Here is an 11,857-nt window from a genome sequence, read left to right as displayed (position 1 = left end):
CTTCTCCTTGGCTGCCGCGACGAGGCCTGACCGGCCGGCACCTCGTCGCGGAGTCGCTACGCGCCGTCCAGCACATCCGATCTTCTTCTCGGCACCGCCGCGCACCGTCGCCCGGCAGTCCGCCGACACCTTTCCGATCTGCTGACGCCACATGTTCCAGGGAGCACTCCGAGATGGCTCAACCTGTCACCGCCACCGATCCGTTCGCCGGCCAGCGCCCCAGCCGGATGCCGGTCCACCGCTACGTCCCGTACCACCGTGAGTTCGGCGTCGACCTGCCGGACCGCTCCTGGCCGACCCGCCGCGTCGAGGCCGCGCCCCGCTGGTGCGCCGTCGACCTCCGCGACGGCAACCAGGCGCTGATCGACCCGATGTCACCCGAGCGCAAGCGGCGGATGTTCCAGCTCCTGGTGCAGATGGGCTACAAGGAGATCGAGGTCGGCTTCCCGTCGGCGAGCCAGACCGACTACGACTTCGTACGGCAGCTGATCGAGCAGGACCTGATCCCGGAGGACGTCACCATCCAGGTGCTGACCCAGTGCCGGGAGCATCTGATCGAGCGGACCTTCGAGTCGCTGCGCGGCGCCCGCCGGGCGATCGTGCACTTCTACAACTCCACCTCGACGCTGCAGCGCCGGGTGGTCTTCGGCCTGGACCGCGACGGCATCACCGACATCGCCACCCAGGGCGCGCGGCTGTGCCAGAAGTACGCGGAGATCCACACCCCGGACACCGACATCCACTACGAGTACTCGCCGGAGTCCTACACGGGCACCGAGCTGGAGTACGCGCTGGAGGTCTGCTCGGCGGTCATCGAGGTGATCGACCCGACGCCGGACCGGAAGCTGATCATCAACCTGCCGGCCACCGTCGAGATGGCGATGCCCAACGTCTACGCCGACTCGATCGAGTGGATGCACCGGCGCCTGCCCCGGCGGGACAGCCTGGTGCTGAGCCTGCACCCGCACAACGACCGGGGCACCGGCGTGGCCGCCGCCGAGCTGGGCCTGCTGGCCGGCGCCGACCGGATCGAGGGCTGCCTGTTCGGCAACGGTGAGCGCACCGGCAACGTCGACCTGGTGACGCTGGGCCTGAACATGTTCTCCCAGGGCATCGACCCGATGATCGACTTCTCCAACATCGACGAGATCAAGCGCGCCGTCGAGTACTGCAACCAACTGCCGGTGCACGAGCGCCACCCGTACGCGGGCGACCTGGTCTACACCGCGTTCTCCGGCTCCCACCAGGACGCGATCAACAAGGGCTTCGCCGCGCTGCACGCCGACGCGACGGCGGCCGGGGTGCCGGTCGACGACTTCACCTGGGCCGTGCCCTACCTGCCGATCGACCCGAAGGACCTGGGCCGCACCTACGAGGCGGTCATCCGGGTCAACTCGCAGTCCGGCAAGGGCGGCGTCGCGTACATCATGAAGACCGAGCACCAGCTCGACCTGCCGCGCCGCCTCCAGATCGAGTTCTCCGGCGTCGTGCAGCAGGTCACCGACCACGACGGTGGCGAGGTCGAGCCGGGCGCCATGTGGGAGATCTTCGCCCGCAACTACCTGGTCGACCACCAGGTCGACCCGGCCGTCAAGCTGGCCGACTACACCATCGGCACCGTCGACGGCAAGGTCGAGATCGACGCCCGCGTCGGCTTCGGCGGCGAGACCCGCGCGCTCACCGCCGTCGGCAACGGCCCGATCGACGCGTACGTCAACGCGTTGCAGTCCCTGGGCGTGGCGGTACGGGTGCTCGACTACCACGAGCACGCGCTGTCCTCCGGTGGGGACGCGCAGGCCGCCGCGTACGTGGAGTGCGAGGTGGACGGCCGTACGGTGTGGGGCGTCGGGGTGGACGCGAACATCGTGACCGCCTCGATCAAGGCGGTCACGAGCGCGGTGAACCGCACCCGCGCCTGAGCTGCTTGAGGTGTAAGGAAGGGCCCCTTCTTAACGCATTCCGCATAGGAAGGGGCCCTTCTTAACGCCCGCGCCGGGGGCGGTAGATCAGCACGGCGGCGAGCACCGCGCCGGCGAGCAGCAGCCCCGCGCACCAGGCCAACGCCCCCCGGTACGCGTCGGCGAGCGCGCCCTTCTGCTCGTACCCGGTGCCCGACAGCCCGACCAGCAGCGGCAGCGCGGCCACCGCGAGCAGGCCACCGGCCCGGGAGGCGGCGTTGTTGAAGCCGCTCGCCACTCCGGCGAACCGGTCCGAGACGGCACCGAGCACCGACGTGGTCAGCGGCGCGACGACAAGCGTGAGCCCGGCACCGAACAGTGCCACGCCCGGCAGCACGTCCACCCAGTACGACGCGCCCGGCCCGACCCGGCGCAGCAGCAGCAGACCCACGGCGGCGATCACCGGCCCGACGGTGAGCGGCAGCCGAGGCCCGATGCGGGCCGACAGCGCGCCGGCGCGCGGCGAGCCGACCAGCAGCAGCACCGTCATCGGCACTGTGGCCAGGCCGGTGAGCAGCGCCGACCAGCCGACCACGTTCTGCAGGTAGACGGCGAGGAAGAAGGTGAACCCGCCGAGCGCCGCGTACACGACCACCGTGAAGACGTTCAGCACGGAGAACAGCCGGCTGGAGAACAGCCCGGTGGGCAGCATCGCGGTGTCGCCGCGCCGCCGTTCGAGGAGCACGAACACCACCACGGCGACCACCCCGAGCACCGCCGCGGCCAGCACCGCCGGGGAGGCGCCCTGCGCCGGGGCGTCGATCAGCGCGTACGTGACGCCGCCGAGCGCGAGCGCCCCGAGCAACGCGCCGGCCACGTCGAACCGCCGCCCCTCCCCGGTACGCGACGCCTCCTCGTCCCGGCTCTCCGGCACCCAGCGCAGCGCGGCGAGCACCACGCCGACTGCGAGCGGCAGGTTGACGAAGAAGATCCACCGCCAGGAGAGCGTGTCGATGAGCCAGCCGCCGAGCAGCGGTCCGAGCGCTGTGGACACGCCGGACAGCCCGGACCAGGTGCCGATGGCCCGGCCCCTGTCGTCCGGGTGGAAGCTGGCCTGGAGCACCGACAGCGAGCCGGGGGTGAGCAGCGCCCCGCCCGCCCCCTGGAGGAAGCGGGCGGCGACGAGCCAGCCGGTGTCCTGGGCCAGCCCGCAGAGCACCGACGCCACCGCGAACCAGACCACGCCGAGCAGGAAGATGCGCCGCCGGCCGAACCGGTCGCCGAGCGCGCCGCCGAGCAGCACGAACGCGGCGAGCATGAGCAGGTAGCCGTTCACGGTCCACTGCAGACCGGCGACGGTGGCGTCGAGTTCGGCGCCGAGGCGCGGCAACGCGACGTTCACGACTGTGCTGTCGAGGAACACCATGCCGGAGGCGAGGATCGCGGCGAGCAGCGTGCCACGACCGGCGGCGGAGCCGGTACGCAGCGCGGGAGCGGGTGCGGTCACGTCTCACCACTCTGCCCGCCGCCCACCCTCGACGCCACGAATCGCGGAAACCGCCGCCGGGTACTGTGCGGACTCGCCCGGAGCACGCAAGCTGGAGAGGTGTCGTCTGTGCGTACGAGATCAGGAGCCCGAGCCGGGCTGGCCGCCGCGCTGAGCGCGGTGCTCGCCCTCGGCGTGGCCGGCTGCGACGTGTCGGTCACCGAGCCGGAGGCGCCGCCGAGCGCCTCCGGGAACGTCAACAAGCAGCTCGGTGAGCTCACAGTGGCCACCGCCGAGCCGATGAAGGGCTACAGTCGCTCCCGCTTCCCGCACTGGCGGGGCACCGGCAAGAACTGCGACGTCCGCGACAGCGTGCTGCAACGCGACGGCGAGGGCATCAAGCTGTCCGGCTGCAACGTGGTGGGCGGCCGGTGGGAGAGCGCCTACGACGGTGTGGTGCTGAACGATCCGTCGGACGTGGACATCGACCACACCGTCCCGCTGGCCGCCGCGTGGCGTTCGGGCGCGGCCGAGTGGGACGACTCGAAGCGTGGCGACTTCGCCAACGACCTGACCCGGCCGCAGCTCATCGCGGTTTCGGCGCGGTCCAACCGGGCAAAGGGTGACCAGGATCCGTCCCAGTGGAAGCCGCCGAACCGGTCGTCCTGGTGTCAGTACGCGGCGGACTGGGTGACGGTGAAGCACTACTGGCGGCTGACTGTGACAAGTGCCGAGAAGGCCGCTCTCACCGACATGCTGGAGGGCTGCACATGGGCGAGCAAACCGTGACCGGGCCGGACGCCACACCGGCCCCGGAGGCAGGCGCCGCACCGGCCCCGGAGGCCGCGTCGGCCGGCCCGGCGTCGGCCGGGATGACGGCGGACGGCCGGCAGCCGGAGCCCGCCGACGTCGCCGGGGCGGGCATGACCGCCGACGCGGTGCCCGGTGCTCCGGCCGGCGGAGCGCCGGCCGGACCGGCAGAGCGGACCACCGACATCGTCCCCGGCCCGGGCGGGGTCATGACGGACGAGGTGGGCGTGGTGACCGGCGAGCTGACGCTGCGCACCGAGCACGCCGACGGCCGGGTGACGCTGCGAGTGCAGTACAAGGACGCCGACGAGTGGTACGCGGTGACCGGGGGTTCCGCGCCGCTGGCCGACCCGGCCGCGCTGGACGCCGTGCACACGATCGCGGTGGGCCTGCTCAACCGCCCCGAGGGCTGACAGACGAAAAGCGCGTCCCCACCCGGGCCGGGTGGGGACGCGCTTCGTCGTGTCAGACGTACGAGCCGGGCTCGCTGGGCGCGGAAACCACGCCGGGCTCCTCGCCCTCGCCCTCCGGCCGGGTGATCTTCGCGGTCACCTCGTGCGGGCGCAGCTCACCGGCGGCGATCTGCTCGGCCCAGTGGCAGGCCACCCGGCTGGCGCCGATCTGGCGCAGTTCCGGCCGCTCGTCGGCGCAGCGGGTCGGCTGCGCCCACGGGCAGCGGGTGTGAAACCGGCAGCCCGACGGCGGGTTCGCCGGCGAGGGCAGGTCACCGGCGAGCAGGATGCGCTCGCGCCGGTCCTCCACGTCCGGGTCCGGCACCGGCACCGCCGACATCAGCGCCCTGGTGTACGGGTGCAGCGGCTCGGTGTAGAGCCGGTCGCTCGGCGCCTCCTCCACGAGCGCGCCCAGGTACATCACGCCGACGATGTCGGAGATGTGCCGCACCACGGCCAGGTCGTGCGCGATGACCAGGTAGGTCAGGCCGAGGCTGTCCTGGAGTTCGTCGAGCAGGTTGACCACCTGCGCCTGGATCGACACGTCCAGCGCGGAGACGGGCTCGTCGGCGACGATCAGCTCCGGGCCGAGCACCAGTGCGCGGGCGATGCCGATGCGCTGGCGCTGGCCGCCGGAGAACTCGTGCGGGTAGCGGGACAGCGCCCACTTGGGCAGCCCCACCGCGTCGAGCGTCTCCCCGATGATCCGCCGCCGGTCGTCCCGGTTGGCGCCGATGCCGTGGGTCTGGAGGCCCTCGGTGAGGATCGACTCGACGTTCTGCCGCGGGTCCAGGCTGGACATCGGGTCCTGGAAGATCATCTGCATCCGGCGGCGCATCGTGCGCAGCTTGCCGGCCGGCAGCGTGGTCAGCTCGACGCCGTCGAACTTCACCTCTCCGCTGGTCGGCGGGTTGAGCTGGAGCAGCGCCCGGCCGAGCGTGGACTTGCCGCAGCCCGACTCGCCCACCAGCCCGTACGTCTTGCCGCGCGGGATGCTCAGGTCGACCCCGTCGACCGCCTTGACGTGCCCGACGGTCCGGTCGAAGAGCACGCCCCGGCGGATCGGGAAGTGCACCTTCAGGTCGCGGACCTCGACGAGGATGTCGTTGTCGCTCATGGGGTCTCCTCCTCGCGCGGAGCCGGCCCGAAGCCGGGCACGGCGGGCGGGTCGGCCGGCTCGGCCTGGGCCGGCACCGCACCCGGCTCGGTGGTCGTCGGCGCGGTCGTCCGGGCGCCCGCCTCCGGGGTCAGGCCGGGAACCGGCACCGGGTTGACGCAGCGGTAGCTGCGCGCGTCGTGGGTGAGCACCAGCTCCGGCGGCTCGCCCACGCACGCGTCGACGCGGCGGGCGCAGCGCGGGGCGAACGCGCAGCCGTCCGGCCAGGGCAGCACGTCGCGCACCGAGCCGGGGATGGGGTTGAGCCGTTCGCCGCGGCCGGCGTCCAGGCGGGGCACCGAGCCGAGCAACCCCTCGGTGTACGGGTGCCGGGGCTGGCGGAACAGCGGGCGGCGGGTGGCCGTCTCCACCACCCGGCCGGCGTAGAGCACGTTGATGGTGTCGCACATGCCGGCGACCACACCGAGGTCGTGGGTGATCATGACGAGCGCGGTGCCGGAGTCCCGGACCAGGTCCTTCAGCAGTTCCAGGATCTGCGCCTGGATGGTGACGTCGAGCGCGGTGGTCGGCTCGTCGGCGATCAGCAGCCGGGGCTGGCAGGCGACCGCCATGGCGATCAGCGCCCGCTGCCGCATGCCGCCGGAGAGCTGGTGCGGGTACTCCTTGAGCCGGCGGCGCGGGTCCGGTATGCCCACCCGGTCGAGCAGCTCGGCCGCCTCCTTGGTGGCCGCCTCGCCCTTCATGCCCCGGTGCCGGGTCAGCACTTCGGTCACCTGGAGCCCGATCGGAATGACCGGGTTCAGCGAGGAGAGCGGATCCTGGAAGATCATCGCGACGTCCCGGCCGCGGATGTCGCGGCGGGCCCGGTCGTCGAGCTGGAGCAGGTCGGTGCCGTCGAAGACCGCCTTGCCGCCGACCCGCAGGCCCGGCTGCTTGGGCAGCAGACCCATGATGGCCAGCGACGTGACGCTCTTGCCGCAGCCGGACTCGCCGACCAGGCCGACCACCTCGCCGGCGTCGACCGAGAAGGACACCCCGTCCACCGCGTGCACGGTGCGCTGCCCACGACGGGCGAACGTGACGGAGAGGTCGTCCACTTCGAGCAGTGCCATGACTGACTGACCTACTTCCGCAGCTTTGGATCGAGGGCCTCGCGCATCGCCTCACCGAGCAGGGTGAACCCGAGTGCGGTGATGATGATGCCGAGCGCCGGGTAGATCGCCAGACCGGGCCGGATGCCCAGGTACGGCTGCGCGTCGGCGAGCATGACGCCCCACTCCGGGATGGCCGAGTCGGGGTTGCCGAGGCCGAGGAAGGACAGCGCGGCCGCCTCGATGATCGCGGTGGCCAGCGTCAGCGTGGCCTGGACGATGACCGGCGCGATCGAGTTCGGCACCACGTGGGTGAGGGCGATCTTGGACCGCTTCACACCGAGCGCCGTCGCGGCCAGCACGTAGTCGCTGTTGGACTGGGCGATCATCGAGCCGCGCAGCAGCCGGGCGAAGATCGGCACCGACACCACACCGACGGCGATCATCACGGTGGTGAGGCTGGCACCGAGCAGCGCCGCGATGCTCACCGCGAGCAGCAGGCTCGGCATGGCCAGCAGCATGTCGATGAAGCGCATCAGGGTGGTGTCGATCCAGCGGCCCCAGCGGCCGCCGAGCCCGGCCGCCGCACCGGCGACGCCGCCGATCAGCGCGCCGACCGCGAGACCGATCAGGGTGGAGACCACGCCGACGAGCAGCGTCTGCCGCGCGCCGACGATGAGCCGGCTGAACTCGTCCCGGCCCTGGTGGTCGAAGCCGAGCCAGTGGTCGGCGGAGGCGCCGGGGATGATGCCCTGGCCGGACTTGACCAGCCCTTCCCGGATGCCGACGGAGTCCGTCGGGCTGTACGGGACGAAGAACGGCCCGATGACCGCGACCAGGACGAAGACGGCCAGGATGACCACGCCGATGATGGCCGCCGGGTTGCGCCGCAGGCGGCGGAACGCCTCCTTCCAGAGGCTCACCCCCTGCTCGTCCTCGCGGGCGGACAGCTCGGCGAGCCGGTCGATCTTCTCGCGCTTCTTTCCTCCGGTGATGGTCATCGCACCCTCACCCTCGGGTCGATCACGCTGTAGGAGAGGTCGACCAGGAGATTCACCAGCACGTACACCACCGCAATGATCATGATGAAGCCCATCAGCACCGGATAGTCACGCTGGCTGATCGACTCGGCGACGAACGCGCCGATGCCGCTGAAGGCGAACACGGTCTCGGTGAGCACCGCGCCGGAGAGCAGGAGACCGGTCTGCAGACCGATCGAGGTGGCCACCGGCAGCATGGCGTTACGCAGCACGTGCCGGCGGCGTACGGTCCGCTCGGTCAGGCCCTTGGCCTCGGCGGTCCGGACGAAGTCCTCGTTGAGCACCTCCAGCACGCTGGCCCGGGTGATCCGGACGATGATCGCGAGCGGGATGCTGGCGAGCGCGATGCCCGGCAGCACGAGGTGCCAGAGCGCGTCGGCGGCGGCGTCCCACTCGCGGGTCATGAGCCCGTCGAGGACGAAGAAGTTGGTGACCCGGGTCGCCCCGATGGTCGGGTCCTGCCGGCCGCTGGAGGGGAACCAGCCCAGGTTCTCCGCGAAGATCGCCTTGAGCACGTACGCCAGGAAGAAGACCGGGATGCAGATGCCGATGAGCGATCCGCCGACCGAGGCGTGGTCGAGGAACCGGCCCCGGCGGCGGGCGGCCAGGTAGCCCAGCGGGATGCCGATGCCGACCGCGAGGATCATGGCCATGAGCGTCAGCTCGACGGTGCCGGGGAACCGCTCCACGAACTCCGTGGTGACGGCCCGCTTCGTACCGGTCGAGGTGCCCAGGTCGAGCCGGATCATCCGCCGCAGGAAGCGGGCGTACTGGACCAGGATCGGCTCGTCGAGGCCGAGGTTGCGCCGGATGGCGGCGCGTGACTCGGGCGTGCCCCGTTCACCGAGGATCGCGGTCTCGGGCCCGCCGGGAAGTCGGCGGAGCCAGATGAACAGCAGGACGGAGAGCCCGAACAGCGTGGGTATCAGCTGTAGCAGGCGTCTGACGATGAACCGGAACACGGGCGCCTCGGAGGGGGTGCGGAGGGGTGCGGGCGGGCGCTGTGGTCACAGCGCCCGCCCGCGTACGGTGCCTTCAGATCACTTGAACTCTGCGGTCGCGTACCGCTCGTCGGTGAGCGGGCTCGCCTTGACCCCGGTCACGTCCTTGCCGAACACGATCGCCGGCGGGGAGTGCGAGATCGGCACACCCGGCAGGAAGTCCATGATCGTCTTGTTCAGCGCCTTGTACTTCTCCGTCCGGGCCGCCGCGTCGGCGGTGGTGTCGGCGTCCTTGAACTGCGCGAAGAGCGCGGGGTTGTTGAAGCCCCACTCGTCCTTCTGGCGGTCGAAGAAGGTACCGATGAAGTTGTACGCGTCGCCGTAGTCACCGGTCCAGCCGAGGAAGTGCAGGTCGTGCTTGCTGCCGGAGGTGGTGGCGTTGAGGTAGTCCGGGCTCCACTTCAGCGGAATGGCCTGGACGTTGATGCCGACCGCCTTGAGGTCCGCCGAGAGCAGCTCGAAGATGTCCTTCGGGTTCGGCATGTACGGCCGGGTGACCTCGGTCGGGTAGTGGAACTTCAGCGTCAGGTTCGACGCGCCGGCCTCGGCCAGCAGGGCCTTGGCCTTGGCGGGGTCGTAGTCGTACTTGGTGACGTCGCCGTTCCAGCCCTCGACGGTGTCCGGGAAGAAGTTCATCGCGACCTTGGCGCCCGGGGGCAGCTTCGAGTCGACCAGGGCCTGCCGGTTCAGCGCGTGCGCGATGGCCTGCCGGACCTTCAGGTCGGCCAGCTTCGGGTTCCCCTTCTGGTTGATCGCCAGGTAGAGGATGTTGAAGGCGGGCCGGGTGAGGACGTTGAAGCCCTCCTTCTTCAGCGGCTCCACGTCCGCCGGGCCGACCAGGTCGTAGCCCTGGATGTCACCCGAGCGGAGCGCCTGCTTGCGGGCGTTCTCGTCCGAGATCGTCTTGAAGATGATGGTCTTCAGCTTGGCCTTGTCGCCGTGGTAGTCGTCGTTGCGCTCGATGGTGAGCGTCTTGTTCGCGATGTCCCACGCCTTGAACTTGAACGGACCGGTGCCGGTCGGGTGCTCCATCGCGTACGCCGGGTACTTGATGTCCTCGGCGGTGCCGGTCACGTTGCTCGCGTCGTACTGCTCCATCGCCTTGGGGCTCTGGATCGAGAACGACGGCAGCATCAGCGCGGCCGGGATCTTGCTGGAGACCCGGGTGAACGCGAGGTCCACAGTGGTGGCGTCCTTGGCGGTGCAGGACTTGAAGAGGCTCGGCCCCAGCTCCGGGTCCTCGTTCTTGGCGAACCCGCCCATGACGTCCTGCCAGTAGGCGGTCACGTCCGGGCTCTGCATGAGGCCCTTGGCGTTGTACCAGCGGTCGAAGTTGGCGCAGACGGCTTCGGCGTTGAAGTCGGTGCCGTCGTGGAACTTGACTCCCGAGCGGAGCTTGAACGTCCAGGTGGTGCCCGCCGCGTCCGGCGTCCAGGACTCGGCGAGGCCCGGCGTCACCTTGGTGCCGCCCTCCTCCGGACGGACCAGGGTCTCGAAGACCTGGCGCGCCACGCGCAGCGACTCACCGTCGCTGGCGAAGCTGGGGTCGAGCACCTTCGGGTCTCCGGCGACGCCGAAGACGAGGGTGTCCTTCTTGCTATCTCCGGAGCCACTCTCACGGTCGCTCTCGGCGCAGCCTGCAACCGCGAGGGCCGCGACCGCGACGGCCGCGATTGCGACCTTCGGCCTCGATGCACGCATGGTGCTTTCACCTCGTCCTTGGGGGTACGGACAACGTGGTGACAGGGTCACCGATGTGCGCAGACCTTAGCCCTCGCGCGGACGGCCCGGAAACCGGCGGGGGGTGGGTTGGTATCGAATCGTGTCTGTTCCGCAACGAGGCATGCGAATCGAAGGAGAATCCCTTAGGCCACCGACGTTTCGTCGGTTTGAAGGGCGAATTTATTACGTCGATCCGGTCCCGGACGCACGCTCCTGTCAGATCGACGGGTGTCCCGGCCCGGCCCGGAGACACGTCCGGCGGGCACCCCGAGGGGCACCCGCCGGAGGCGGTACGACAGAACTCAGACGGCCCGGCGGCCCTCGAAGGCCCGGCCCAGCGTGATCTCGTCGGCGTACTCGAGGTCGCCGCCGACCGGCAGTCCACTCGCGAGCCGGGTCACGGCGATCCCCATCGGCTTGACCATCAGAGCCAGATAGGTGGCCGTCGCCTCGCCCTCGGTGTTGGGGTCGGTGGCGAGGATCAGCTCGCGGACCTCGCCGCTGCCCAGGCGGGTCATCAGCTCACGGATCCGCAGGTTGTCCGGGCCGATGCCCTCCAGCGGATTGATCGCGCCGCCGAGCACGTGGTAGCGCCCGCGGAACTCGCCGGTCCGCTCGATCGCCACCACGTCCTTCGGCTCCTCGACCACGCAGAGCACCTCGTCGGTACGCCGTGGGTCGCGGCAGATCCGGCACTGCTCCGACTCGGCCACGTTGTAGCAGGTCGTGCAGAACCGGACCAGGTCCTTCACCTTGCGCAGCGCGCCGGCCAGCCGGTTGACGTCGGCCGGATCCGCCGACAGCACGTGGAACGCGATCCGCTGGGCACTCTTCGGGCCCACGCCCGGCAACCGGCCCAGCTCGTCGATCAGATCCTGGATGGCACCCTCGTACATCTGCCGGCTCAGAACCCGGGCAGGCCGAGGCCGCCCATGCCGCCCGCGAGCGGGCCCATCTTCTTCTCGGTCAGCTCGCGGGCCGCCTCGGCGGCGTTGTGCACGGCCGCGACGACCAGGTCCTCGAGCGTCTCGACGTCCTCCGGGTCGACCGCCTTCGGGTCGATCTTGATCGCCTTCAGCTCACCGGTACCGGCGACGGTCGCGGTGACCAGGCCCCCACCGGCGGTGCCGGTCAGCTCCGCCTCGGCCAGCTCGGCCTGGGCCTTGGCGATCTGCTGCTGCATCTTCTGCGCCTGCTTCAGCATCTGCTGCATGTTCGGCTGTCCACCTGGGCGCACGGA

The 11,857-nt window shown here is 70.7% G+C and carries 11 protein-coding genes; 3 read left to right on the top strand and 8 right to left on the bottom strand.

Translation table 11 applies throughout. The features are described from left to right. Nucleotides 1–173: 173 nt before the first annotated feature. The gene (leuA, locus tag O7604_RS10720) at nucleotides 174–1,919 is read left to right on the top strand and encodes a 2-isopropylmalate synthase (protein ID WP_269703582.1); all 1,746 of its coding nucleotides are present in this window, start codon (nucleotides 174–176) and stop codon (nucleotides 1,917–1,919) included. 61 nt (nucleotides 1,920–1,980) lie between these two features. Here the strand turns inward: leuA and O7604_RS10715 are convergent, their stop codons facing one another. After that, nucleotides 1,981–3,405, bottom strand: a complete 1,425-nt coding sequence (locus O7604_RS10715; protein ID WP_281579538.1) for an MFS transporter — start codon at nucleotides 3,403–3,405, stop codon at nucleotides 1,981–1,983. 108 nt (nucleotides 3,406–3,513) lie between these two features. On the opposite strand from O7604_RS10715, the gene O7604_RS10710 reads away from it, so the two are divergent. After that, nucleotides 3,514–4,173: an HNH endonuclease family protein gene (locus O7604_RS10710; RefSeq protein WP_281579537.1), complete on the top strand. Its 660-nt coding sequence runs from the start codon at nucleotides 3,514–3,516 to the stop codon at nucleotides 4,171–4,173. After that, the gene (locus tag O7604_RS10705; RefSeq protein ID WP_281579536.1) at nucleotides 4,155–4,607 is read left to right on the top strand and encodes a hypothetical protein; all 453 of its coding nucleotides are present in this window, start codon (nucleotides 4,155–4,157) and stop codon (nucleotides 4,605–4,607) included. The genes O7604_RS10710 and O7604_RS10705 overlap by 19 nt, the downstream gene beginning before the upstream one ends. 52 nt (nucleotides 4,608–4,659) lie before the next feature. On the opposite strand, the gene O7604_RS10700 is transcribed toward O7604_RS10705, so the two are convergent. The 7 genes from O7604_RS10700 to O7604_RS10670 form a co-directional block, all read right to left on the bottom strand. Further along, entirely contained in the window at nucleotides 4,660–5,763 is a 1,104-nt protein-coding gene (locus O7604_RS10700) for an oligopeptide/dipeptide ABC transporter ATP-binding protein (RefSeq protein WP_269703578.1), read from the bottom strand. Continuing rightward, nucleotides 5,760–6,875: an ABC transporter ATP-binding protein gene (locus tag O7604_RS10695; RefSeq protein WP_269703577.1), complete on the bottom strand. Its 1,116-nt coding sequence runs from the start codon at nucleotides 6,873–6,875 to the stop codon at nucleotides 5,760–5,762. The genes O7604_RS10700 and O7604_RS10695 overlap by 4 nt, the downstream gene beginning before the upstream one ends. A gap of 11 nt (nucleotides 6,876–6,886) precedes the next feature. Next, nucleotides 6,887–7,855: an ABC transporter permease gene (locus tag O7604_RS10690; RefSeq protein ID WP_269703575.1), complete on the bottom strand. Its 969-nt coding sequence runs from the start codon at nucleotides 7,853–7,855 to the stop codon at nucleotides 6,887–6,889. Continuing rightward, a complete protein-coding gene (locus O7604_RS10685; RefSeq protein WP_281579535.1) occupies nucleotides 7,852–8,856 on the bottom strand; it encodes an ABC transporter permease in 1,005 nt (334 codons plus the stop codon). Before O7604_RS10685 ends, O7604_RS10690 begins: the two co-directional genes overlap by 4 nt. 78 nt (nucleotides 8,857–8,934) lie before the next feature. Then, complete coding sequence (locus O7604_RS10680) at nucleotides 8,935–10,596, bottom strand: ABC transporter substrate-binding protein (RefSeq protein ID WP_281579534.1); 1,662 nt, start codon at nucleotides 10,594–10,596, stop codon at nucleotides 8,935–8,937. Between the two features lie 323 nt (nucleotides 10,597–10,919). Further along, on the bottom strand, nucleotides 10,920–11,513 hold the full coding sequence (gene recR / locus O7604_RS10675) for a recombination mediator RecR (protein ID WP_269703570.1): 594 nt from the start codon (nucleotides 11,511–11,513) through the stop codon (nucleotides 10,920–10,922). A gap of 8 nt (nucleotides 11,514–11,521) precedes the next feature. Next, nucleotides 11,522–11,830 carry a YbaB/EbfC family nucleoid-associated protein gene (locus tag O7604_RS10670; protein WP_064446817.1) on the bottom strand — a complete coding sequence of 103 codons (309 nt, stop codon included), beginning with the start codon at nucleotides 11,828–11,830 and terminating at the stop codon, nucleotides 11,522–11,524. Nucleotides 11,831–11,857 lie beyond the last annotated feature (27 nt).

Source organism: Micromonospora sp. WMMA1947 (assembly GCF_027497355.1).
Classification (GTDB): domain Bacteria; phylum Actinomycetota; class Actinomycetes; order Mycobacteriales; family Micromonosporaceae; genus Micromonospora.
The sequence above is the reverse complement of the archived record's forward strand: the minus strand, read 5'-3'. Positions and strand labels throughout refer to the sequence as shown.

Coding starts and splice junctions, on each gene's coding strand:
- leuA (WP_269703582.1), top strand. CDS start 174: ATGGCTCAACCTGTCACCGCCACCGATCCGTTCGCCGGCCAGCGCCCC.
- O7604_RS10705 (WP_281579536.1), top strand. CDS start 4,155: ATGGGCGAGCAAACCGTGACCGGGCCGGACGCCACACCGGCCCCGGAG.
- O7604_RS10700 (WP_269703578.1), bottom strand. CDS start 5,763: ATGAGCGACAACGACATCCTCGTCGAGGTCCGCGACCTGAAGGTGCAC.
- O7604_RS10695 (WP_269703577.1), bottom strand. CDS start 6,875: ATGGCACTGCTCGAAGTGGACGACCTCTCCGTCACGTTCGCCCGTCGT.
- O7604_RS10690 (WP_269703575.1), bottom strand. CDS start 7,855: ATGACCATCACCGGAGGAAAGAAGCGCGAGAAGATCGACCGGCTCGCC.
- O7604_RS10680 (WP_281579534.1), bottom strand. CDS start 10,596: ATGCGTGCATCGAGGCCGAAGGTCGCAATCGCGGCCGTCGCGGTCGCG.
- recR (WP_269703570.1), bottom strand. CDS start 11,513: ATGTACGAGGGTGCCATCCAGGATCTGATCGACGAGCTGGGCCGGTTG.
- O7604_RS10670 (WP_064446817.1), bottom strand. CDS start 11,830: ATGCAGCAGATGCTGAAGCAGGCGCAGAAGATGCAGCAGCAGATCGCC.